At 28.3% G+C, this 25,244-nt stretch carries 24 protein-coding genes; 11 read left to right on the plus strand and 13 right to left on the minus strand.

The genetic code is table 11. The features are described from left to right. Positions 1-22: 22 nt before the first annotated feature. Both ACZ5VL_RS02910 and ACZ5VL_RS02915 read left to right on the plus strand, forming a co-directional pair. Entirely contained in the window at positions 23-751 is a 729-nt protein-coding gene (locus ACZ5VL_RS02910) for an ATP-binding cassette domain-containing protein (RefSeq protein WP_464199737.1), read from the plus strand. Continuing rightward, positions 748-2,265, plus strand: a complete 1,518-nt coding sequence (locus tag ACZ5VL_RS02915) for an ABC transporter permease/substrate-binding protein (RefSeq protein ID WP_464199738.1) — start codon at positions 748-750, stop codon at positions 2,263-2,265. The genes ACZ5VL_RS02910 and ACZ5VL_RS02915 overlap by 4 nt, the downstream gene beginning before the upstream one ends. 596 nt (positions 2,266-2,861) lie before the next feature. Here the strand turns inward: ACZ5VL_RS02915 and ACZ5VL_RS02920 are convergent. Genes ACZ5VL_RS02920 through ACZ5VL_RS02970 form a run of 11 tightly spaced genes read right to left on the minus strand, consistent with a single transcriptional unit; the run spans position 2,862 to position 13,760 of the window. After that, positions 2,862-3,344: a flavodoxin family protein gene (locus ACZ5VL_RS02920; protein ID WP_464199740.1), complete on the minus strand. Its 483-nt coding sequence runs from the start codon at positions 3,342-3,344 to the stop codon at positions 2,862-2,864. Further along, positions 3,341-4,567 (minus strand): radical SAM protein, encoded by a 1,227-nt coding sequence (locus ACZ5VL_RS02925; RefSeq protein WP_464199741.1) that lies wholly within the window; start codon positions 4,565-4,567, stop codon positions 3,341-3,343. The genes ACZ5VL_RS02920 and ACZ5VL_RS02925 overlap by 4 nt, the downstream gene beginning before the upstream one ends. Positions 4,568-4,575: 8 nt before the next feature. After that, the gene (locus ACZ5VL_RS02930; RefSeq protein WP_464199742.1) at positions 4,576-5,370 is read right to left on the minus strand and encodes an ABC transporter substrate-binding protein; all 795 of its coding nucleotides are present in this window, start codon (positions 5,368-5,370) and stop codon (positions 4,576-4,578) included. 6 nt (positions 5,371-5,376) lie between these two features. Beyond that, on the minus strand, positions 5,377-6,144 hold the full coding sequence (locus tag ACZ5VL_RS02935) for an ABC transporter ATP-binding protein (RefSeq protein ID WP_464199744.1): 768 nt from the start codon (positions 6,142-6,144) through the stop codon (positions 5,377-5,379). Positions 6,145-6,147: 3 nt separating this feature from the next. Next, positions 6,148-7,110 carry a FecCD family ABC transporter permease gene (locus tag ACZ5VL_RS02940; RefSeq protein WP_464199746.1) on the minus strand — a complete coding sequence of 321 codons (963 nt, stop codon included), beginning with the start codon at positions 7,108-7,110 and terminating at the stop codon, positions 6,148-6,150. Continuing rightward, positions 7,107-8,651: an ATP-binding cassette domain-containing protein gene (locus ACZ5VL_RS02945; protein WP_464199748.1), complete on the minus strand. Its 1,545-nt coding sequence runs from the start codon at positions 8,649-8,651 to the stop codon at positions 7,107-7,109. Before ACZ5VL_RS02945 ends, ACZ5VL_RS02940 begins: the two co-directional genes overlap by 4 nt. Then, positions 8,648-9,487, minus strand: a complete 840-nt coding sequence (locus tag ACZ5VL_RS02950) for an energy transducer TonB family protein (RefSeq protein ID WP_464199750.1) — start codon at positions 9,485-9,487, stop codon at positions 8,648-8,650. The genes ACZ5VL_RS02945 and ACZ5VL_RS02950 overlap by 4 nt, the downstream gene beginning before the upstream one ends. Then, a complete protein-coding gene (locus ACZ5VL_RS02955) occupies positions 9,474-9,884 on the minus strand; it encodes an ExbD/TolR family protein (RefSeq protein ID WP_464199752.1) in 411 nt (136 codons plus the stop codon). The genes ACZ5VL_RS02950 and ACZ5VL_RS02955 overlap by 14 nt, the downstream gene beginning before the upstream one ends. After that, entirely contained in the window at positions 9,878-10,633 is a 756-nt protein-coding gene (locus ACZ5VL_RS02960) for a MotA/TolQ/ExbB proton channel family protein (protein ID WP_464199754.1), read from the minus strand. The genes ACZ5VL_RS02955 and ACZ5VL_RS02960 overlap by 7 nt, the downstream gene beginning before the upstream one ends. 8 nt (positions 10,634-10,641) lie before the next feature. Beyond that, positions 10,642-12,936, minus strand: a complete 2,295-nt coding sequence (locus ACZ5VL_RS02965; protein ID WP_464199756.1) for a TonB-dependent receptor domain-containing protein — start codon at positions 12,934-12,936, stop codon at positions 10,642-10,644. Beyond that, positions 12,930-13,760: a ChaN family lipoprotein gene (locus tag ACZ5VL_RS02970; RefSeq protein WP_464199758.1), complete on the minus strand. Its 831-nt coding sequence runs from the start codon at positions 13,758-13,760 to the stop codon at positions 12,930-12,932. The genes ACZ5VL_RS02965 and ACZ5VL_RS02970 overlap by 7 nt, the downstream gene beginning before the upstream one ends. 183 nt (positions 13,761-13,943) lie before the next feature. Between ACZ5VL_RS02970 and ACZ5VL_RS02975 the strand changes: the two genes are divergently transcribed. The 9 genes from ACZ5VL_RS02975 to ACZ5VL_RS03015 all read left to right on the plus strand — a co-directional run bounded on the left by ACZ5VL_RS02975 (position 13,944) and on the right by ACZ5VL_RS03015 (position 23,686). Further along, positions 13,944-14,675, plus strand: coding sequence for a HugZ family heme oxygenase (locus tag ACZ5VL_RS02975; protein ID WP_464199760.1), 732 nt, complete (start codon positions 13,944-13,946; stop codon positions 14,673-14,675). A 956-nt stretch (positions 14,676-15,631) separates the two neighbouring features. Next, complete coding sequence (locus ACZ5VL_RS02980; RefSeq protein WP_464200240.1) at positions 15,632-17,731, plus strand: FTR1 family iron permease; 2,100 nt, start codon at positions 15,632-15,634, stop codon at positions 17,729-17,731. After that, positions 17,728-18,246 carry an iron transporter gene (locus ACZ5VL_RS02985; RefSeq protein WP_464199762.1) on the plus strand — a complete coding sequence of 173 codons (519 nt, stop codon included), beginning with the start codon at positions 17,728-17,730 and terminating at the stop codon, positions 18,244-18,246. The genes ACZ5VL_RS02980 and ACZ5VL_RS02985 overlap by 4 nt, the downstream gene beginning before the upstream one ends. Positions 18,247-18,283: 37 nt before the next feature. After that, complete coding sequence (locus ACZ5VL_RS02990; protein WP_464199764.1) at positions 18,284-19,705, plus strand: Fe-S-containing protein; 1,422 nt, start codon at positions 18,284-18,286, stop codon at positions 19,703-19,705. Next, positions 19,702-20,970, plus strand: coding sequence for an ABC transporter permease (locus ACZ5VL_RS02995; protein WP_464199766.1), 1,269 nt, complete (start codon positions 19,702-19,704; stop codon positions 20,968-20,970). Before ACZ5VL_RS02990 ends, ACZ5VL_RS02995 begins: the two co-directional genes overlap by 4 nt. Further along, a complete protein-coding gene (locus tag ACZ5VL_RS03000) occupies positions 20,957-22,090 on the plus strand; it encodes an ABC transporter permease (protein WP_464199767.1) in 1,134 nt (377 codons plus the stop codon). The genes ACZ5VL_RS02995 and ACZ5VL_RS03000 overlap by 14 nt, the downstream gene beginning before the upstream one ends. Further along, positions 22,091-22,753 carry an ABC transporter ATP-binding protein gene (locus ACZ5VL_RS03005; RefSeq protein ID WP_464199768.1) on the plus strand — a complete coding sequence of 221 codons (663 nt, stop codon included), beginning with the start codon at positions 22,091-22,093 and terminating at the stop codon, positions 22,751-22,753. Then, the gene (locus tag ACZ5VL_RS03010) at positions 22,740-23,231 is read left to right on the plus strand and encodes a TlpA family protein disulfide reductase (RefSeq protein ID WP_464199770.1); all 492 of its coding nucleotides are present in this window, start codon (positions 22,740-22,742) and stop codon (positions 23,229-23,231) included. Before ACZ5VL_RS03005 ends, ACZ5VL_RS03010 begins: the two co-directional genes overlap by 14 nt. Positions 23,232-23,443: 212 nt before the next feature. Continuing rightward, a complete protein-coding gene (locus tag ACZ5VL_RS03015; protein ID WP_464199772.1) occupies positions 23,444-23,686 on the plus strand; it encodes a TlpA family protein disulfide reductase in 243 nt (80 codons plus the stop codon). 99 nt (positions 23,687-23,785) lie between these two features. On the opposite strand, the gene ACZ5VL_RS03020 is transcribed toward ACZ5VL_RS03015, so the two are convergent. Both ACZ5VL_RS03020 and ACZ5VL_RS03025 read right to left on the minus strand, forming a co-directional pair. After that, a complete protein-coding gene (locus ACZ5VL_RS03020; protein ID WP_464199774.1) occupies positions 23,786-24,169 on the minus strand; it encodes a thioredoxin domain-containing protein in 384 nt (127 codons plus the stop codon). Between the two features lie 140 nt (positions 24,170-24,309). After that, positions 24,310-25,242: a tetratricopeptide repeat protein gene (locus ACZ5VL_RS03025; protein ID WP_464199776.1), complete on the minus strand. Its 933-nt coding sequence runs from the start codon at positions 25,240-25,242 to the stop codon at positions 24,310-24,312. Between the last annotated feature and the right edge of the window lie 2 nt (positions 25,243-25,244).

The raw sequence follows: 25,244 nt of genomic DNA on the forward strand, positions 1-25,244 counted from the left end.
AACAATTACAAAATGGCAAACTATGATAAAATTTCAAAACATTAGCAAATATTATGGCAAAACTGCTGTTTTACATGACATTACTTTTTGCGTTAATCAAGGTGAGTTTTTTGTCATAGTTGGTTTATCAGGATCAGGAAAAACAACTTTACTAAAAATGATAAACAACCTAGTAAGTGCAGATAGCGGAAAGATAACCATAAACTCAAAAGACATCAATGAGTGGGATCTTAGAGATCTACGTTTAGAAACTGGATATGTACTTCAACAAGACGCACTATTTCCAAATCTTAGCATATATGAAAACATAGCACTAATACCAAAAATGAAAAAATGGGATCAAGAAAAAATAAGAGGCGAAATTCATAGACTAATGCCAATTGTAGGTCTAGATCCAAATTTACATCTAAACAAATATCCTGAGCAGCTCTCAGGTGGCGAGCGCCAAAGGGTTGGTATTTTACGAGCCATCATTACAAAACCAAAAGTTTTATTGATGGACGAGCCATTTTCTGCACTAGATCCACTTATAAAAAGAGATTTGCAAATTCTCATAAAAAAGCTTCACACAAATCTTGGTATAACTATATTTTTTGTAACACACGATATGAGAGAATCAGTTTTACTAGCTGATAGAATAGTAGTTCTGCAAAGCGGAAAATTACTTCAAGTTGATACTCCAAAAAATATAATCTCGCATCCTAAAGATAACTTTGTAAAAAAACTCTTTGAAAGCGCGGATTTGATATGAGCAATATTTTTAATACATTTGAAAATCGCTTTTTTCAGTGGCTAATAGCTCTACTTGAACACATCCAAATCTCTGCCATAGCCATACTTATAGCAATTTTTATAGCCATACCTTTAGCTATAATTGTAAAAAAACAAACCAAGATAAAAGAGATATTTTTACACTCAACTGCTATTTTTCAAACCATACCATCACTTGCCCTGCTTGGTCTTTTCATACCATTTTTAGGAATTGGCAAAGTTCCAGCTGTTGTGGCTTTAGTTATTTATGCCATTTTTCCTATCTTTCAAAATACAATAACAGGTTTTGAACAAATAGAACCTAGTTTAGAAGAAGCCGGCGAAGCTTTTGGTATGAGCGAGAAAGAAAAACTATTAACATACCAAATACCCCTAGCTATGCCAGTTATAATATCTGGCATAAGAACAACCACAGTTATGGTTATAGGTACTGCTACACTAGCGGCTTTGATAGGTGCTGGTGGACTTGGATCATTTATCTTGCTTGGTATAGATAGAAATAACTCATCTTTGATACTAATAGGTGCAATTAGCTCAGGACTCCTTGCTATAGCTTTCAATGTGTTTTTAAAACTTGTTTCTAAATTACATCTTAAAAAAATGTTTTTAGTTTTTATATCTACATATTTCCTTGTAGCCTTGAGCTTTTTTGATATGCCTTTTTCCAAATCAAGTCAAAACAAACTAATTGTAGCAGGAAAACTAGGCTCTGAGCCAGAAATTCTTATGAATATGTACAAACTTCTCATAGAAGATAACAGCGATATAAAAGTCGAGATAAAACCAAATTTTGGTAAAACTGCCTTTCTTTATGAGGCATTAAAAAGTGGTGAAATAGATATTTATCCAGAATTTAGCGGTACAATAGTATCAGCCCTTTTAAAACAAAAAATTGAAGTAAATAATGATGCTAAACAAGTTTATACTATAGCAAAAGATGAAATTTACAAACAAGATAAGCTTATCTTACTAGAACCAATGTTATTCCAAAACACATATGCAATCGCTCTTAAAGAAAACTTTGCAAAAAAATACAACATAGAAAATATAAGTGATTTAAAAAATATCCAAAACTTTATAAAAGCTGGTTTTACATTAGAATTTGCAGATAGAAAAGATGGTGCAAAGGGTTTAAAAGAAATTTATGATCTAAATTTGCAAGTTTTAACAATGGAGCCATCATTAAGGTATACAGCTATATCAAAAGATGAAGTACAAATCATCGATGCCTATTCTACAGATAGCGAGATAAAAGAGTATAAGCTTAAAATCCTAAAAGATGATAAAAAATTGTTTCCTCCATATCAAGGCGCACCTTTGATGAGAGAAGAAACACTAAATAAATACCCAGAGTTAAAAGATATCCTAAACAAGCTCTCAGGCAAGATCAGCGAAGATGAAATGTCAAACATGAACTACGAAGTAAAAGTAAATAAAAAGTCAGCTAAAAGTGTAGCAAAAGAGTATTTACAAAAACAAAATTTAATAAAATAGCATTAGCACAAATTTACTTTACTCACACTAAATATATTAGTATAATTTTTTGAAATTTCGCAAAAAGATTTTTAGATTCTAAATAATTTGAAATGAAATTTCTAAAATTATAATTACTAAAAAACATGATTAGTACTCTTATTATCAGGCTTTTTATAATAGATATTATTTTTATGACTCACTACCATAAAAACATAAACTAAAACCAAGTTTTGCTGAATTTTTGGAGATCATACTTCATTAATGGCAATTATTAAACTTTGATGAAATTTATGGAATTTTACGAATATATATCTATATTTGGCCTGATAAGTTTGTTTGTATAAAAGATAACACGTGACTAACACTCAAATAATATTAATAAATACAAATAACGTAGAATAATAAAATTATACTACTATTTAATAATCACACAAGCTATATCAGCGAAGTTGTTGAAAACAAAAGAACAAAATTATTATAAATGACAAGATAGTAAAAGCTCATCATCGCAACTGTCTATAAAATCAATAGATTTAAATAAATTCAAAAGTATTGTATAAACGACTATTTATCTTGGCAGCTAAATTAACATATAAATACTATTTTATATTATATTAAAATTCCATAAAGGCTAAAACTGCTTGCTTTATATCGTTTTCATCTGGATGCGAACTCGCTTTTTGCCATTTTTCTTCTTTTTGTGGAGTTATCATTTGTGGTGCATTTTTTCGCATAGTTTCTATTAAATTTTTATCTATTGCGCCTTGACACCAAAATTCGCACACAACCTCACAACCATTTTGCTCAAAAAACATTTTTTCATTTTCAAAACACTCCTTTGCATGATCGCTTGTAGGATCTGCGCCAAGCGTCATAAAAAGTCCTATTTTCCTATTTTTTATAAGATTTGCTATCATTCTAGCATTATTTGTCATTCCACCTTTATCAACATAAAATCCAAAAATGATTTTTCCCACTCCATCTAAATTTTTGACATTTTCAACTGACAAAATTTCATAATTTAAGCTACTCGCAATAGCTTGGGCAATTTTTTTTGTATTTCCTGTTTTTGATGAATATATAACTAAATTTTTCATTTTTCACCTTTTTTTAAAAAATACTCTTTTGAGATATTTATAACATTCAAGGCAATTGTATTTCCCCAAAATATTCCGCTTTTATTAAAAATAATCTCATCTTTTGTTATTTCTACATATCCTAAATTTTCACATTTTTTAAAAAAATCCATTTCTTTTTTAAAAAACTCTTCGTCTAGAAATTTGCTAATATCGCTTAAATTTATTTTTGGATATTGAAAAAGTTTTGCAAAATTACTAAATTCGATAGAATTTTGACTATTTTTAAAAATCATATTTTTTCCACTATCAGTCATTATGGAATATTTCCCAATCCTTCCAGCTGCACCGTTTCCAATAGGCAATATATCCACACCTTGGTTTGATAGCTTTATATAGAGGTATCTATCACGATTTTTACGGTTTAACTTAGTGTATTCTAATATCTCATAATTTTCATCAAGCATTTCATCTATGAATGCATCATGTAAAGCAAGATCATATGACAAGTCATAATAATCGCTATTAAATTTTTTAAAAAACTTGCTTCCTTTGTGAAACTGTAACGAGTAAAAGCTTACACTGTCTATTTTTAGTTCTTTTAAAATTTTAGCATCATTTTTAACTTCATAGATAGTCTGATTTGGGTAATTATAGATTATATCAGCACAAACTAATCCATCAAAATTTTCTCTAATATTTTCTAATTTTTTTATAGCAGATTCACAGCTTCCTTTTCGATTTAAAATTTTTCTGCCATTATCACTAAAAGTCTGCACACCAAAACTATAGCGATTCACACCAAGACTTTTCATAAGATTTAGCTTCGAGATACTAAGATTATGTAATGTACTCTCACTACTAAACTCAACATCTTTTGCAATTCTAAAATTCTCATTTATGGCCTTAAAAAGCTGCTCTATTTGAACATTTTTTAATATAGTTGGAGTTCCACCTCCAAAATATATGCTTTTAAAGATTTTATTTTGTATGTACTCAAATTTGGAGTAATATTTAATACTTTGAATTAAAAAATTTGTATAAGCTTGAATTTCATCATTAATTTTTACACGATTTAGATTGCAAAACGAGCAAATATTGTCACAAAAAGGGATATGAAAATACAAAACCCCATTTTCATCATTTGGTTTTTGATTTAAATACTTCTCAAATTGATCACTTAAAACCATTTGTGGTTCAGTTAATCTTGGTATATGATGACCTTTTTGGCGAGTTTTAAACATAATTTTTCCTATTTTATTAACTGTTTATAAAGATTTTCTATCTCAAATACGATACGAGGTGTTCCTCGAAGCAATGATGCTGAATTTACTGGTATAATTTTATTATTTTTATAAGCAGTTGTATGTTTTAAAAGAGGATTTTGTTTTATTAAATTATCAACATTCTTACCTACAAAAAGTATATAATCAGGATTTTGTTCTACTAAAAACTCACCAGAAACTATTGGTGTTTTTCCTTCTAAATTTCTAGCTAAATTCTTAATTTTCATCAAATTAAAAATATCATCAACCATACTATCTTTACCAAAAGAGATTAAATTTGCACCAGTATAAAAAAATATTGCTTTTTTACCCTTTGTTTTCTCAAAATTTAGCCTTTCAAGCTTCTGCTTTAACTCATTTATCAACTTTTCACCATCGCTTTTTTTATCAATTAGCTCAGAAATGGTTCTAATATTTTCATAAATATCATCTAGCCTCTTTGCCTCAATTTCTGTATATTTTATATTAAACCTTTTTAGATCATCAATGATTTCAGTTGAATGAAAACTTGTAATAACATGCTCTGGTTCAAGCTCAATTATTTTTTCTAAATTTGGTTTCACATAATTACCCACACTAGGAAGTTTAGCAACATCTTCTTTAGGCCAAATATCGCTACTTGCAGTTGTTGCAATGGCTGAAATTTTATCCCCAGCATTTAACATATAAAAAATCTCAACACAAGATGGATTTAAGACTATAAAACCCTTAGCAAAACAAAAACTAACAAACACAAATAAAACTAAAATTTTCTTCACCATTCCTCCTTAATTTGCTACTACAACTGCGCGATTTTCATGATTTAAAATCTCGCAATCAAGGGAGTAGATATCTTTTAAAATCTCTTTTGTAAAAAGTTTTCTTGGAGTGCCACTATAAGCAATTTCTCCATCTTTTAGCATAAAAACATTATCGCAAATAAATGAAGCTAAATTTAGATCATGTATGACAATCAAAGCTATCATTTTTAGATCTCTTATAAGTTCTTTACAAATTTTAAGCATAGCGATACTGAAATTTAAATCAAGTGCAGAAGTTGGCTCATCAAGTAGTAAAATTTTGGGCTCAGACACCAATGCTCTAGCTAAAATTACTTTTTGAAATTCTCCACCACTAAGCGAAAAGATAGATCTATGTTTAAATTTCAAAATTCCAAGTTTTTGTAAAATTTCATCCACTGCTTTAAAATCAGCTTTTTCGTAGCCACTAAAGCTATTTTTTAAATGCGGATATCTTCCCATTAATACTATATCTTTTACACTTAATGGCATAGAAATCGCGCTTTTTTGTGGCACAAAACCGATGATTTTAGCAAGTTCTTTGCGTGAATAATCGTTGATTTTTTTATCTTCTAAAAGTATTTCACCTTTATTTGGTTCATAAATTTTGAGTATATTTTTTAGAAGTGTACTTTTCCCGCAACCATTTGGCCCTAAAATTCCTATAAAATCGCCACTTTCAGCACTAAAATTTATGTCTTTTAAAATTTCTGCATTGCCATATGAAAATGATAAATTTCTAACTTCAAGTTTCATTTTTTACCTTTTTAAAGCTAAAAATAAAAAAAATGGCGCACCAAAAAATGCTGTTATGACACCTATTGGAATTTCTGTTGGCATTAAAATTGTCTTACCAGCACCATCACAAATCATCAAAAAAAGTCCTCCAATAATGCCACTAAATGGGATTAAAATGGCGTTATTTGAAGTTTTAAATAAAATCCTTAAAGTATGCGGAATTATAAGCCCAACAAATCCTATCATTCCAGCAAAAGCAACGCTAAAACTTACAGCAAGTGCAGAAACTATCAAAAGTCTTTTTTTGATACTCTCGACATCTATACCAAGTGCTTTTGCCTCTTCATCGCCACTTAGCATTACATTTAACTCGAATCTTTTAGTGTAAAAATACAAAAATGTCAAAATCAAAGGAGGCATTATCATTGCAATTTTGCTCCACGATGCTGAACCCAAATACCCCATCATCCAAGCAACTATCTTAAAGCTATCCTCACCAATAAGATATGTAGCAAATGAAGTAAATGCCCCTAAAAAGGATGAAAATGATATGCCAATGATTAATAAAGTGGCTAAATTTCCAGCTTTTTTGTAAAGATTAAATATCACAAACGATAAAATTGCCGAACAAATAAAGGCAAAAACAGCATAATAAATATCTGGCAAATTTAAAAAATATGCTACAACTGCACCAAATGTTGCTGCTGAGGCTATACCGATGATGTAGGGATCTGCTAAGGGATTTAAAAAAACACTTTGTGTTACAACACCACTACTTGCTAAAAGCATTCCTATCAAAAATGCCATAATTACACGTGGAATACGAATTTCAAGCAAAATTATCTTTTTGCTATTGCTAATTTCTCCACTAAATAGTCCAAAAATATCATTTAAAGTAATCTCAGCACTTCCCAGACAAAGCAAAAAAAGTCCAACTATCAAACTTAAAATACAAAGTAGTAAAAATGAGTTTTTTTGGCTCATTTTTTTCCTTTTTCTAAAATTCCATTTTTCATTACATAAATTTTATCTGCTACACTAAAATATCTATCATCGTGGCTTATAGCAAAAACTCCTATATTGTGACTTTTTAGTAGAGACAAAATATTAGTATAAAAGTATTTTCTAAACTCAGGATCAAGTTCAGCTGTAAATTCATCAAGCATAATAAAATCCCTATTTTGAAGTAAAATTTGTAACAAAGCAGCTCTTTTTTTCTGACCAGATGAGAGATTTGTATTTTGAATTTTTTGATCTTTTATTTCTAGGTCTAACTTTAAGACATCACACCAAAAATTTAGTTGGTTTTCATCTGAATTTAAAATTTGTCTAAAAAGATAAAAATCACTAAAAATTACACTTATAGTGTTTTGAAAATTTTGCAAATCTTCATCTTTTAGAATTTTATCATCAATAAAAATCTCTCCACTTTTAGGTTTTAAAAGTCCGCATAAGAGTAAAAAAAGCGTAGATTTTCCAGAACCATTTTCGCCAACTAAAAATGTAATTTCACTTTTTTTTATCTCTAAATTTATATTTTTTAAAATTTCATTATTTTTATAACTAAAATTTATATTTTTTAGAGTGATTTTTTGCCATTTTAATGCACTATTTTGGTTATTGTACTTTATATTTTCAAATTTGATAAGCTCTAAATCTTTTATTTTTTTTAATGAGATAAAAGCAAGCAAAATTGATGGTATAGAAGATATACTTATTATCAAAGGAGTTCTTAAAAACATAATTGCTATAGAAAATGTAACCGCTGTTTTAAAGTCTGAAAAACCCAATGCACTACTAAGATACATTAAAATTCCGATTGCAAAAAATAGTGCAACATTTAGAAAATTGCCGCTGATTGCACCAAAAATTTCAGCCTTTATATTTTCATTTTTTTGTAAATTCGCACTTCCTAAAAATTTCTCTTTAAAGCTTTCTGATCTTTTTGTATCTATACGAAGTTCTTTAAAACCATAAAGCAACTCCTCGTAATTCAAGTAAAGTTCATCATCGTATTGACGAGAATTTATATAATATATTCTCGTACGATTTATAAAATAATATAACACAAAAGCTAAAAAAATCATCCACAATATAGTAAAAATAGCAAGTTCAAAACTAAGATATAAAAAATAAAAAAATGATAAAAATAAGAATAAAAAGCCTAAAATTGCATCGCTTAAACGCATAAAACCATTTGAAATATTATTTATATCCTTTGAAAGAGATGCTAGAATTTTGGCCTTTTTGTCATTAAAAATTATTTTAGTATTCAAAATCCTAACAACAAACTTAACCCTAAGTTCATAAATCATCTCATTATTTATTCGAGATACCACTAGTTTTAAAGTGTATGAAAAGACAAAAAATAAAAGCAAAAGCGTAAATAAAACAACTAAAATTTTAAAATTTGTACCACTTTGGATTAAAACATACTCATTTATAAAGGCTAAAATACCTACATTACACATACTATATATAAGGGATAAAACAAAAATATAGCTAATTTTATAACCGTATTTCATCTATTTTCCATGTATTTTTTTATATCGTATTCAATAGGAATACTAAATGCAATTTCACTACTTGCAATTTCTTTTGGTGGTTTTGGAAGAGGAGAAGCAACTTTAAACAATTTAAGCGCTTCGTCATTTAATCTAAAAAATTTACAACCTTGTTTAATAGATGATGAAAGGACATTTCCATCTTGATCTATCATTACTCTAACTACAATTCTACCCTCTTCTTTATTTGTCAAAGATGAACTTGGATATTTTTTAAATTTATTTAAATGCGCCATAACTTTACCTTGCCAACTTATGGTTTTTGATCTCCCATCCCCTTTGCTAGGCGATGAAACCTTGCTACCATTTTGTGATATGGGCGCACTTGCAAAATTATCTTTTTGCACCGAATTTGTTTCACCACTTACTTGTGAGATTGGCTTATTTTGATTATTTTCTTTTTTGATTTCTGGTTCTTTTTTTTGGTGTTTTACTCGCTTTTCTTCCTCTTTTTGTGAAATTTCTACTTCACTTTTTATGTTTTCTATGGCTTTTATTTCTTTAACCTTCTTTTCTATCTTCTTTTCTGTTTTCTTTTCTATCTTATTTTCTATTTTTTTTTCTGTCTTCTCATAGTTTTTCTCGGCTTTTACAGAGTCAATAGCTACTTCTTTGAGTTCTCCAAGCGGTAAATTTGAAACCAGCATAACAGACTCAAAATCCCCCATATCACCACCATAAGCACCAAAACTACTAATTTCTTTTGGTTTATAAATTACATAAAAAAATATCGCAAAATGCAATAAACAAGATAAAACAAAAGCTGTAAAAATTGTATTGTTATCATTTTTTACCATTTTTTACCTCTGCAGAAAGTGCGATTTTAGCATACCCTAGCTCTTTTATTTTACTCATTACTTGTATCAAAATGTCATAGCTCACACTTTTATCTACATAAAGATATATTACTTCATCAAAATTTCCTGCAGTTTTTTTTGCTAAAATTGAGCTTAAATTTATTTCGTTTACTACCTCATCATCAATGCTTAAATTTCCATTACTCTCAATGCTTAAAATTACGGATTTAACCTCATCTTTTATCGCATTTTCACTCACTTTTGGAAGTTCTATTTTAACAGAACTTGTCATGAGAGGAGTTACAACCATAAAAATGATAAGTAAAACAAGCATAATATCAATAAATGGCGTAACATTTATATCACTTAATTCCTGCTCTTGTGTTTTTTTTAACATTCTTTTTTCTTATTTAAAGTTCTATCTGCAATAACAAAAATCATTGTTGCAACTTCGTCTAGATTTTCGCTAAATTTTGTTATTTTACGAAGCGTGTAGTTGTAAAATAAAACCGCTGGAATAGCGGCCCCTAAGCCAAAAGCTGTTGCAAAAAGCGCTTCTGCTATGCCAGGTGCTACAACATCAAGACCAGTGTTATTTGAGTTTGCTATACCAATAAAACTATTCATAATTCCCCAAACTGTGCCAAAAAGTCCTATAAATGGAGCAGTTGAACCAACACTGGCCAAAAGTGAAAGAAAATTTTTAGATCTTGAAACAAACCCATTAAGCTTCATTTCAAGTCTTATTTTTATTCGGTTTTGCAAATTTAAACTATTTTGAGATTTTAAAATTTCATCTTCAACTTCATTTTTAAAAATACTTGCAAATGAGCCATATTTAAAATTTAATAAATCACTTAAATATTCTGCATTTATAATCTGTTTTTTATCTTTTTTAATACCTCTATTGTATAAGTAAATTTGCAAAATCTTACCTATAAAAATACTCCAAGATATGATTGAAGCAAAAATCAAAATATAAATCACATATTTGACGGTTATATCGGCATTTTCATATAATGAAAATAAAGAAAAATTAATCTTAGAAGAATTTAAAATTTGAGTTTGATTTATATCAATACTTACATTTGTTTCCGCAAAAATGCTAGTTTGAACAAAAAACAAAAATAAACGCAACTTTTTCATTAAAATCCTTAATATTTATAATTAAAGCTTACTATAAAAGTTCGCCCGCGAGATGAGTTGTTAAATAGAAAAATATCATCGCCATTTGCATTAAGTTGATGCTGATTTTCTGTACTATTAAATGCATTTAGTGCATCCATGTAGTTTTTATCAAATACATTTTGCACTTCAAATTTAAAAGTTAAGTTATCTTTTGGCTTGTAAGTTGCATAAGCATCGTAAATTGTTGGAATTTTTGGTAATTCTTCTGTAATAAACTCAGGAAAATAATCATTTGGATTATCTGGATCAACTCTTCCATCATCTGGTCGTATACGCCTTGCTTTTCCTGTATATTTTGCTATTCCTCCAATAGTTAATTTTTCTGCAAAAAGTCTTGTTCCAAGCTCGACAGTTGCATAATCTTTTGGAAGCTCTGTAATCTCTGAATATCCAAAAAATTGAGCACCAGCACCACTAGTTTCATTTATAGATTGGTTATCTTTTTGTCTGCTATAGCTTGTTTTAGCGAAAAATACCCCAGCATCATAACTTAACTCAACCTCAATTCCCTTAAAATCGGTTTCCTTTTCATGATTTAAATAAAGTGTAAATTGATCTGTCGTATAAAAGCTTTTATTATAAATAAAATCTTCTATCTTTGTTCTATAGTAAAGTGCTTTTAGTCCAAATACATCACTATCTGAAATAAATCCATGTTTATAAGAGTTAAAACCAACTTGCCAAGTTTTTGCTGTTTCTGGGCGTAAAAATGGATTTATACTGTTTCCACTATTTTCAGGAAAAAACATCTCTTGTACGTTTGGAGATCTTGTGTTTTTAGAATATGTAACAAATGGCATAAACAGATCATGTAATTTAGCTGAGCCAGTAAAGGAATAGTTAAACTCAGTTCCACTCTTATCTATATCAGAAGCTTCTTTTGGAAAACAAAAAGTGCTTATATCGCATTTTGGCTTATGACCTTGTATATTCCATCTTTGCAGATTAAAATTTGCATCAAGTGCAAAAATATCGTATTCAAACATATTATTTAGATAAAAAGTAGTTAACTTTTGCTCACCTCTTGGTTGAAATGGTACAGAATCCATTCCACCAGTTGAGTCTTTTTTCAATGAATTTGTATATTCATTATCCATAAAATTTATACCAAATTTTGAATGTGCGTCTATTTTTTCATCACTATAAATTTTAATTGTATTTCCAGCATCCAAGGTTAAAGCTCTATTTTTAGATTTTAAATTTCCATTTTTACCCAAAACAGAACTACCCCTACCAAATATTTCTGCATTATCGCGATATTTTTGTTCGCCATTATTTAATGCAGCCAAAAGTTCTAAATTTACAAAGTCATTTTCTGGATTAAAATTATGGTTAATCTGATAAGTATCATGCCTAATATCTCTACCAGCAAGAAAATTATCATATCTACGATATGTAAAAACGGATTTATTGTATATATCTGGATTTAATTCAAATTTAAAAAGATAGTTCTTTGGTTTTTGGGTTAACTCTTTTGGATTAAATGGATCTGTATCTAAATATCTTGAATTCGAATTGCTTTCAGGAAAAGAAGGATCAAAGTCTGGGTTTTCAATTTTTTGATCTCCCATGGTTTTACCACCACCTACTTTGTAGTTTTGATTTATTTTTTTACCACTATAACCAAAAAGTACTCCTACGCTACCACCATTTTCAAATTCATCTTTTCCTGCTACACTACCCATATAGCTTGGTCCAATACCATTACTTCCATAAGAATACTTTCCTAAAAAACCAAAATTCTCTCCTTTTTTAATTACATCTTCAACACCTATGGTTTTAAAATTTGCACTTCCCATAATTCCAGCGCCACTTCCATTAAATGTTCCTTTTTGAACATCGACAGAAGTTAAAAAATTTTGGTCTATCATAGCACCAAAAGCCGAAGTTCCTACATTTCCATTTCCAGTATGAAATTTTCCGTTATCAGCCGAAGTTCCAAAAAATGTCTGCTCAACACCATCAATAGAAGTATTTACTCTTCCAAGTCCAGTAAGACCACGCAAATTTACCTGTAAACTCCCTTGGGTTTGATCTGTATTCGTATAGCTTCCTGGCATACTTCTTACTATAGAATCTATACTTTGTGTGCTATCTTTTATATCTGTTTTTGAGCTTACAGCTCCAGCTTTTACAAACTGTTTTTCATCCTGTTTTATCTCATTTGCGGAAACTTCAAGAGTATCAAATTCAATCTCCTTAGCACCTAAAACACAAAACATTAAAGAAATGTAAAGTGAACTTTTACCTACATTTACCATTTTACTCCTTTATTAAATTCTATAAAATAATCATTTTCATATTTCATTTCATTATCAAATTTTTCATTTTCATATCCAAAAAATATAACTACAAATCTTTTATTTGTATCAAAATCATCAATGTGCAATGGCACACCAAAGCTTTTATCTGCATGAAAACGTCCCGCAATTAAGATACTTAAGTTTTTGCTTTTTACAAGCTTATCGGCCATTCTGCGATCTTTAAATTGCTGTATTTCAACCATTTTTTTAACCGTTTCATCATCTACCTTATGTGCTAATAATATTTTGTTTTTTATTTTTTCTTTTACATTATTTGTAGTAGACTTTATGCCATTTAATGGCATTGCACCCATATATATTTGGTTTATCTCATCTTTGCTTAAATTGCCGGCTAGTAAATTTGCATTTGAATAAAATAGATTTTTTACCAAATATCCATAATGACTAAATTTCCAAGATTTATCCCATTTTAGAACATTTTCTACATTTTCAGGTAAAGTAGACTCTTTTAACATTTTTGCATCATCCCATACCTTTTGTATATCGCTTGCCCCCATTTCTAAAACGACATCTACTTTTCTATATCGCATTAAATCTTTTATAATTTTATTTTCCAAAAACACATGATAAGGCATATAGTGACCTTCGCCAAGCAAAACTATATCACTTTGCAAAATGGAAGATATAAAACTCTGATAATTTATAACTTTACCGCTATTGCTATCATAAATTTTAAAACTTTCAAAATCTTGCGGAATTTGTTCAACCTTCGTAGCACAACCACTAAAAATTAAAAATAAAAATAGAATATAAAAACGCATAAAAACCTTAAACAATACTTTAACAATAATTAAATTATTTCTTTAAAAAATATAAATGAAATAGAATATTATTAAAATTTATCTTAAAATAATATAAATTTTAATAATCAATATCATTATACTTTTTTAAGTAGATTTATGTTATAAATTAAGTTTTAATTAACTTAAATATTAAGGAGAAAAATGGACACATTAAACCATCTAAATAACCACCATGGTGATGTAGTGGAAAAATTAGCATCTCATTTTGGAAAAATTAAAGAAACTAAAGGTGCAAAAGCTGTAAATATAGATGAATCTGGAATAGACATAAAAACCACTAGTGAGACCATTAGAGTACCATTTTTAAGAAAAGTTGATAAAGACAATGAAGGTTATCGTCTAGCTATACAAGAGCTTCTTGCAAGTCTAAATTTTGATGATGATTTTAGTCGCTTAAATACTGAAATTAATAATTTTATAAATAGTTTTAAAAGTGTTTTTATATCCAGTTTAAATAAAGATGCATGCTGTGTTGCCTCATATGCACCTTTTGTGCGAATTAAAGATGAAATTTTTATTATGGTTTCGGAAATGGCTGAGCACTTTATAAGCATAAAAACAAATCCTACTCAAGTTTCTTTAATGTTTTTACAAGATGAGAATGAGGCGAGAACAATTTTTGCAAGAAAACGCATTAGCTTTAAAGCAAATGCAACTTTTATTAATGAAAGAAGAGATGAAATTTTTTCTTTGTTTGGACAAAAATTTCAAGAAGAAAGTGCGCTTGGATTAATTGAGCGTTTTAAAGATTTTCATATAATCAAATTTAATCTTGGAAAAGGACGATTTGTAAAAGGTTTTGGCGCGGCATATGATACGCAAGGACTAAAAGTTACAAAAATGCCTCATGTAAAAAATCCCCATAAAATGTAAAAATTTATGCTCATAATAAATTAATAAAATTTTTATCTTGATTTACAAAACTATAAATCTTAATACATTAAATATAGCTAAACTTAAATGATATTTAATGCTTTTTAGATAGGATCTTGCTAATAATTTTATGATAAAGAGGATTAAAAAAGAAGAAAATAAAATACTTGGACTTTCATCACTGGATGAAAATGCTTAAGTCTCATGATTTCATCATTTTTGTATTTTTTACTCCTTATATTCAAAACTATTTTTTCCTTCACACCTTGATCCATTTGATAGCATTATAATGTCATTTTGGTGATAAATACGGCAAAAATGTTTATGTTATCAGTTATAGCGCAATTTTATTCTTGGCATTATTCTTCACAATGCCAAGAATTTTAATATGTAAAGAATCACTATGGATTTGTTTTCATGAGTGAACATACTAAAAGAGAGTCTATTTGTTAACCACTCGTGTTTTGAATTTTTAAACCACATATTTTTATTAAAACTTTTTTCATCAAATATAAATTTACAGGAATTTCGTTTTTTATAATATAGCCTATACTATTACGCCAATCCTCACAACATTTGCAAATGAGAAATTTCCTATGCTTTTGACATATTATATGAATATATTTATAATTGCAACTATTATTTTTTATAAATAAATAGAGTTAAGAAGTTTAAAAATAATTAATCAAATTTAATAAAAATATTAAAAAAGTTTATAAATTCTCTAATATAAAAGATATTAAATTATCAAAATAATTCTTAAAAAACTCTAGACAATATTTATATAATCGATATTTTATCTACTAGACGTGCTTTAAAAATATTCTTATAAATAGCTAATTGTATTTTAAGAATTATTACCTTATACTACACCTTTAAAATTATATATGATAAATATTATCATAATAATTATATAATTACACAAGGATTAAAAGTTGCGATTTTTATTTTTAATTATGTCTGTTTTCATGACAATTTCTCTAGCAAGGGTAGATGATTATTACGCAGAAGCTCAAGCAATAAAAGACATTATAAATCAAAGCATACATGAATATGAAAGCGGAGATAATTTAAAAGCAAAAAAATTAGCCGAAGATGCATATTTTCAACATTTTGAAAATATAGAAGGTTCTATTGGCAGAAATGTTGGCAAACGCGTTATCTCAATGGAAAGAAAATTTACAACACTTAGAAAATATTATAAAGATAAAGAAGACATCAAAAAAATCAAAGCTTTGGTAAGTGGACTGTATTTTGATTTAGATGAAGTAATACCAATAGTTCAAAATGGCTTTAGGCTCAAAGCAGAACCAAGTGATATAAACTACGATAAAAAAGCAGCTGAAGAATCCTCAATAAAAGAAAATGCAAAAAGAGAAGCTGCAGCTGATGATATATTTGCTAGATTACTTCAAGACGAAGATAATATTTCATCTTCAAATACTACAATAACCGCACAAAATCAAAATGATGCAAACCAAAATACAAATATAGTTTCAAAAGAGAATCAAGATATACAAACAGTACCTTCAAATGATGAAATAGTTGCTCAATTACAAAATGCTTCTTCCATAGATCCAAAACTTCAAATGCTTTTTGATAACTTCTCTTTAAAACTAGATGAAGCAGCTATGAGTTTTACACAAAACAATATCCAGGAAGCAAAAAATCTCATAAATTCTGCTCTCTTCGATGATTACAGAAACTCAAAATTGGAAATATTAATCAATAAAAATACAAAAGCTGGAATGGATCAAAAAATTCAACAATCCTTGCGCCAAATTTTAATGAAATTAGATGATGAAAACTTGACAGAAAAAGCTATTAGAGAGAGTTTTGAAAATGTAAAAGAAACACTATTTGATGCCATGTTATTAATACCTCAAAATTTAATATCTCAAATAAAAGTGGATGGATTTAGCCAAGAAGATATTAAAACAAAAGATTACACAAAAGTTGTTAGCGAAATTAAATCTTCTATAGATCTAATTTTATCAAAATATGAAACAAATAGCGCCCAAACAAGTATCAATGATCTTCAATCTGTTTATCTAGATATCTTTGAAGCAAGTGGAATGGAAAATAAAATTGGGGCTGTAGATAGCAATTTAAAACTAAATATTGAGAGCAAATTTACTAACGGTGTTGCTCTTATAAAAAGCCATGCACCAAAAGAAGAGTTAAAAAAATGCTTTGATGAATTAATAGAGTTAATAAACTCATCTCTTGATAAAATAGGCAATTCTTCACCAATATTTTTATTTTTAGCAGCATTTGGAATCTTGTTAAGAGAAGGTTTAGAAGCACTAATAATAGTTGTAGCTATAGTTTCATACTTGATACAAAGCGGTAACTCAAATAGGCTAAATATAGCATATTCTGCCATATTTACAGGAATTTTTCTAAGCTTTGTCACTGCTTTTGTAATTTATTATATGTTTAGAGAATATGCTGGTCAGTTTAGGGAGCTACTAGAAGGAATTACATTTTTAATAGCAGTAATGCTACTTTTATATGTAGGTTTTTGGCTACTACATAAAGCCGAAAGCAAAAAATGGAGTCAAAAATTACAAACTATGGCAAGCGATGCAATTAGCAAAAACTCTGCTAGAGCTTTATGGATAACTCTGTTTTTAGCTGTATATAGAGAAGGTGCAGAGACAGTTTTATTTTATCAAGCCCTACTTTTTGATGCAAATACAAATAGTGATTTTGCCTCTATTTTTGGTGGATTGATAGTCGCTAGCATAGTATTAATAGTATTATATTTCCTATTAAAAGCTGGGGCTATAAAAATACCTATTAAACTTTTTTTCAAACTAACATCTTATATAATTTTTTATATGTGCGTTGTATTTACAGGAAAAGGTATTGCCGAATTAATAGAAGGCAAAATCATAATACCTACATTTTTACCTATAAAATTTGAGCCAATTACTTGGCTTGGATTTTATCCATATTATGAGACATTAACGCCTCAAATCATAGTTCTAATTATATTAATAGTTGGTGTATTTATTACAAAAAAATTAAATCATAAAGGAGAAATAAAATGAAAAAAACATTGTTAAGCCTAGCTACTATGTTGATCATTAGTTCAGCTTATGCTGGTGAAGTTCCAATAGGTGATCCTATTGAAAAAAATGGCATGGAGATTGCAGCTGTTTATTTACAGCCAATAGAAATGGAACCAAGAGGTATTGATTTAGCCGCTAGCTTAGCTGATATACACCTAGAAGCCGATATACATGCTCTTAAAAATAATCCAAATGGTTTCCCAGAAGGGTTTTGGATGCCTTATTTGACAATAGCTTATAAACTAACAAATACAGATAATGGCAAAGTTAAAAAAGGTACTTTAATGCCTATGGTTGCCGATGATGGTCCACACTATGGTTCAAACATTAAAATGGATGGAGGTATCGGAAACTATGAACTAATTTTTGCTATTGAAAACCCAGAAAAACAAGGATTTGGTCGCCATGTTGATAAAGAAACTGGAGTTGGAAAATGGTTTGAGCCTTTTAGTGTTAAATATACATTTAAATACACAGGAAAGCCAGAAAAATAAATTTAGAGGGAAAATCCCTCTAAATAAAGGTTAATCAATGAGCATATATTTTATTCAGCTTCTTAACTCTTTTTTACCATTAGTAATTTTCTTAATGTTCTTTTATTTAAAAAATAATCCTTTTACTTTTTTTATAACTATTTTTACAGCTATCTGCTTTGGATATTTTGGATACTTTATATCAAGTGGTTATACAGGTGGGCTTAAAAACTTATATTTAACAGTAAATATTTTGCTTTTAATAATATTTTTATCTTCTATTTTTATATTTATTTTTGAAAATAAATTTTTAAATTTCATAAAATTAATAGTGATATTTTTAGTATCTTTTTGTTTTTGTGTAAAGTACTTTTATACAAGCAATGGTTTTCCCATATTCCCACAAACGCTTTTAGATAGTATTGGCATTAAAAACTTTGCTTTTATAATAAGTGGGATTTTTATCTTTATTTTACTTTTTTTTATCATAAGATTTACAAAAGATATTGTTAAAAACAAAGCTTTTTTTAGTATATCATTTGCGTTATTTTTGATTGCAAATAGTATTTATTTTTTAGCAGAAATTTTACTTATTTTTATGCAACGAGGTGTTGTTGATACTAGTAAATCCATACTTTCATTTGTAGCAAAATCGCTTCATTATGGCAACTTTTTTGTGTATTTTTATATAATATTTTTTATAATTTATGCTCTTTTATTGCTTTTTAGAAAGAAAAAACAGATTAAAAAAGAGAAAATTTTAGACATATCGTATAGAAAAAATATTGCCCATAATTCATTTATAAGTTCAAATTTTATTGGTATTTTAATCATATCCATATTTTGCCTCTCTATATTTTTGTACTATGATTTGTATGCCTCAAAACCACTTGAAATAGATGAGCCAACCATAATTGAGCCAAATGAAAACGATGAGTTTGTATTTGATACAGATATATTAAAAGACAATAAGCTTCACAGATATGCATACATAACAGATGATGGAAAAGTTATAAGATTTTTCTTAATAAATCGTTATGAGGATAAAAGCTCGCCTGTGGCTGTTTTTGATAGTTGTATGATTTGTGGAGATAAAGGATATGTAAAAAAAGCTGGTGAACTTATTTGCGTATCTTGTGGTGTAAGAATATTTTTACCATCTGTTGGAAAGATGGGTGGTTGCAACCCAATACCTTTTCCTTATATAGTAAATGAAAAAAAATTAATTATAAAACTTCATGATATAACAGGCGGTGCAAATTATTTTAGTGAAGTTAGAGAAAAGATAGTAAAAGACCCGGTTAGCAAAAATGATATTATCAACTTGGAATCAAAATATTATTATATATATGGCGATAGAACTTATTATTTTGAAAATGAAAATAATATGGATAAATTTAAACAAGATCCTCAAAAATTTATAAAACAATTTAGAAAAATAAACTATAGAATAGATGGTTATCAAGGGTCATTATTATGATAATAAAAATTTTAAAAGCTTCTATAAAAGGCAATAAATCTCATAAATTCCTTGCGTTTTTAACTATATTTTTAACATCTCTTCTAATTGCATCAATACTAAATATAACGCTAGGCATTGGTAATGAAATTTCAAAAGAACTAAGAAGTTATGGATCAAATATTTTAGTTTTACCACAAGGAAATTCTCTCAGTATAGATGTTGGCAATAAAAGATTTGAGCCACTAAAAAATGAGAACTACTTAGATGAATCCTCTCTTCATACTATAAAAGAGATCTTTTGGAGAAATAATATAGTAGGATTCGCACCTTTTTTAGATACCAATGTAAATTTAAATGGTAAAAAAACGATGCTAGTTGGAACATATTTTGATAAAAATGTCATTGTTAAAGATGAAGAAGATTTTACAACTGGTGTAAAAGCTATATTTACTTTTTGGAAAGTTGATGGCAGATATCCTAAAGAAGATAGTATGGATGAAATTTTAATTGGTAGAGAACTAGCTAATAAAAACAAAATTTCTTTAAATGATACTTTAGATTTAAATGCAAATAAAGTAAAAGTAGTTGGGATTTTAGATTTTGATACCAATTATGCAAATAAGATCATAACATCTTTAAAATTTGCTCAACATTTAACAAATTTAGATGGCAAAGTTCAAAAAGTACTTGTTTCTGCGATAACCGTTCCAGAAAATGACCTAGCAATGAGGGCTAGAAAAAATGTAGATGAACTTGATCAATTAGAATATGATTCTTGGTATTGCACAGCATATGTTAGCTCAATTGCTTTTCAAATAAGTGAGGATTTCAAAGGATCTAATGCAAAAGCACAAACTCAAATTAGCGATGCAGAAAGTGCAATAGTTGCTAAAATTCAATCTTTGATGGGTGTTGTAAGCATTATTTCATTTATAGTTGCAAGTATTTCTATAGCTTCATTAATGACATCTGATATTTATAGAAGAACAAAAGAAATTGGGCTTTTAAAAGCTCTTGGAGCAACCTCTTTTCAAATCTATCTAATATTTGCATTAGACAATATTTTACTATCTATTTTTTCATCACTAATTGGTATCTTTGCTGGTTTTGGAATTTCACAAATCATTGCTTATCAAATTTTTTCACACTACATAGAATTTTCAATTATAGTAATGCCAATAACAATGTTTTTTGCTATTTTTATATCATTAATAGGATCTCTATTCCCAATGAAAAACATAGTAAATCTTCTACCTGCGGAGGTTTTATATGGTAAAAAATAATAAATTTTTTATAAAATCTGTTTTTAAAAGCTTACACTTTGCATATCAAAGAGTTTTTGTGATATTTCTAGCTATTTTTATAGGAGCGTGTGTAAGTGCTGGATTTTTAGGGATTTATTTTGATATAGATACAAAAATGAGCAGTGAGCTAAAAGCATATGGCGCAAATTTTATCATAATACCCAATACAGATGAGAATTTTATACACCAAGAAGAATATGAAAATTTATTAAAAAAATTTAATAAACAAGATTTAATTGCATCTACACCTTTCTTATATGGATTTTATAATCTTGGCGTAAAAAATGGAATCGTTGCTGGCGTTGATTTCAACGGACTAAAAAAATGCAAACCTTTTTTAGAAATAAGACAAGGTAGTATGAGCTTATCTGATTTTACCAAAGATAGTGCGTTCTTAGGAATAAATTTGGCAAAAAGTTTAGAGGTAAAAATAGGCGACAGTATAACCATAACAAACCCTAAAAACTTAGAATCTCAAAATGTCATAGTAAAGGGTATATTTTATGGCGGTGACGAGAGCGATGAGCTTATGTATATTGATATCAAAAAATCACAAGCTTTAATAGAAAAAAATATAATAAATTATGCAAATGCGGTTGTAAAAGGAGATTTTAAAAAAATATCTAAAATAAGTCATGATTTAAGTGATGAAAATATAAGCGCAAAACCAATTGCCCAAATTTCATTATCAGAAGGAGCTATTTTAAACAAGATAAAGTCTTTAATGGCATTAATTAGCATAATTGTTTTGATAATAAGTTCAACAAGCGTAAATACAACACTAAGCTCTATAATATTATCTAGAAAAAAAGAGATTGCATTGCATGAAGCTCTAGGAGCAAAAAAAACCGATATTGTATATATTTTTGGATCTGAAATTCTACTTTTAAGTGTGTTTGCCTCTGTTTTAGGTGCACTTTGTGGATACTTTTTATCTCAAATTTTAGGATACTTGATATTTAAAACTGGTATTGATTTTAGAGTAATGTCCGTTGTTTTAGCTATTGTTATTTCTATGATTTGTTCAGTACTAGCAGCATATTATCCATTAAAACAAGCGCTAAAAATTAAAATTATTGATAACTTAAGGGGAGAATAAGTGGAAAATACAATTTATATAAAAAATATAACCAAACAATTTGGCGATGTTTATGCACTAAATAATATAAGTTTTGATGTAAAAAAAGGTGAATGGTTAAGCATAATGGGACCAAGTGGAAGCGGTAAAACAACGCTTATAAATATACTCTCTCTTATGGATGAGCCAACCTTGGGAACTTATGAACTTCTTAATCAAGATGTAACAAAAATTTCACCAAAAGATAAGATAAAGATACGTCGCGAAACTATAGGTTTAGTATTTCAACAATTTCACTTAATACCATATCTAACGGCACTAGAAAATGTTATGTTAGCTCAATATTATCACTCATCAACAAATGAAGAAGATGCTAAAGCAATGTTAGATATTGTTGGTTTAAGCCATAGATTTACACATCTTCCAAATGAACTAAGTGGCGGTGAGCAACAAAGAGTTTGTATAGCAAGAGCACTTATAAATGATCCAAATATCTTGCTAGCAGATGAGCCTACTGGGAATTTAGATGAAAAAAATGAGGAAATAGTTCTAAATATCTTTAAAAAAATTCAAAAAGATGGAAAAACAATAGTTCTTATTACACATAATCCTACTCTTGGTAAACAAGCAGATAGGATGATAACACTATCACATGGAAAATTAATTAGTAATGAAAATCATTAAACTACTTTTTGCTATTTTTATAATCATTTTTGTTTTTGGATGTGATGATAAAATGAGTGCTAAAATAGGTAAAACTGCGCCAGAAATTTCAGCTATAAATTTAAATAATGAGAAAATTAAAATAAATGATAATAATTATAAAGATATGACAAAAGTTTTAGTTTTTTGGCAATATGGTTGTGCTGGATGTTTACAATATATTCCAAAATTCGATAAAATGATGCAAAACAATAAAAACCTTTTGGTGTTAGCAATCAATACTTTTAATGATGACAAAACTGTAAGAAAATATTATAAAGAAAGTAAGCTAGAAAATGTACAAATTTTAGAAGATGAACTTCAAATTACATTTAAAAGATATGATATAAAAAGTATACCAACAATAATTGTCATTGATAGAAATGGTATTTTTAGAGAAAAAATCAAAGGAGATGCTCCATGTGAATATATATTAGAAAAATTATCGCATTATCTTTAGTTTTTATATTCTTTGGCTGTGAAAATCAAAATGATATCAAAGCAATTAATCCAAAGCAAGTAATAACTTTTAGCTATAATCAGCAAGCAAAAGAGCTTAAACATATAGATGGTAAACCTTTTGGGCTTATATTTTTTTCAAAAACTTGCGGTGCCTGCACTGAACAAGTTAAAATTTTAAACAGTATTGAAAATATAAACTTTAACTTTTATGTGGTTGCTTCTGAACTTCAAAATAAAACACAGGCTGACGAGTTTATAAAAGAAAAAGATATTCGTTATCCTGTCATTTTTGGCAGTGATGAGATTCAGTTTTTATCAAATGTAGTTGGCGGTATAATAGGAGTACCTGCAACTTATTTTTATGATGAAAATGGCAAACTAGATAAAAAATTTTTAGGAATTACTCCAAAAAATCAAATTCTTGAAGAGATAAAAAATCTAAAAAGATACTAAAATGGAAAGGTTATAATGCTTCTCCATTGTATCTTTTTATTTGAAAGCTTTATTAAATCAATACTAAGTGCTCCATATTCGATACCATTGTCCATTCCTTTATCTAAGCTCTATCCCAACACCCCATCTCTCTTCTTTATCATGATAAGCTTTACATATATTAAATTTAGCTTTTTTGAAATTTGATTTATCATCAAGCAAATCAGTATTAGATGCTTGCTCTTTAACAATCATAGCTGCTAAAATTTCGCTAGCATATTTACCAAATTTACATTTTGTAGCTAGATGATATGGAACAAATTTCATTTCTGGAATTTTTTGCATAACAGGGTTGGTTACACTTTTATCATATTTATAGCAAAATGGACAATCATAACTAAAAACTTTTATAACTGTACTTTCTGTATTTTCAATAGGTTTTTCAAGTTTAACATAATCTCTCCCCTCTACAACCGCTGCACTTATACTGATAGCTGTTAGCATTGCTAAAACACTAAAGATTTTGTAAAAGTTTTTAAAAACATATATTCTACTTGTGTAAAATTATGTGTTAATGATAGCAATTTAATCTATCAATACACTAACACAAGACTTAATATAAAATTAATTTTATATTTTAATTATTAGCGGTTTGGTGAGACTTTAGCTTCTTCTGAATTTGGATATGAGCTTTTTAAAAATTTATAAAACTTATTCGCACTTGTTTTATCTCCTATTTTATCAAAGCTAATTGCAGTATGATATAAAAGTTTTGGAGTATAACTTGCTTTATCATATATAGATATACTTTTTTGGTATTGCTCTATAGCAGATGCATATGATTTATTAAAATACTCTATTTCACCAAGCATGAAAGTAGCCTCTGCTGGCCTATGATTTATACTTACAAGATGAGAGTATCTCTCTTTTGCCCCCGCATAATCTTTGCTTTTATACATATCAGATGCTTCTTTTAATATCTCGGAAGGTGATTTTTTAGTAAAATCGGAACTTGATTTTTGAGCAGTGGTATCTACTTTAGTTTCTGGTTCTTTTTTTTTTGGAGTTTCTTTTGTATCTTTTGAGACATCTTTTAAATTCATTTTTGCAAGATCGCTTTTTGATACATAATTTGAATTAATTGAATCTATAAGTGCGCTTAACTCAGCTAAAATCTTTTTTATTTCATTATTATTTTTTTCTTGTATGGCCCTACTTTGCTCAACATACTTTTTTAAATCGCTCTCACTAGCTCCAGTAGAATTACCTGCACCACCAGCTTCCAACATAGATAGTCTTTGTTCTATTCTACCCAGTTGGGCACTATTACCCTCTAGTATACTTTGAAGACCTTCTATGCGCTCTAAGGCGTTATTTACTTTTGCTTCTGTACTACCAAAGTTTTGATTTAATTTTTCTACTTTCTTTTTATTGTTTAATAAAACTTGTTCATTTTGTGTAAGACCATAAGGACTAGAGCTATCTAAATTTCCGGCATCAAACACCGAAACTTCTGTGGAAAATAATGAAGAGGTAGCTATAAACATAGCTACCAAAAAAAGATTTTTATTAATCATAA

This window comes from Campylobacter sp. GTC17093 (genome assembly GCF_055397635.1).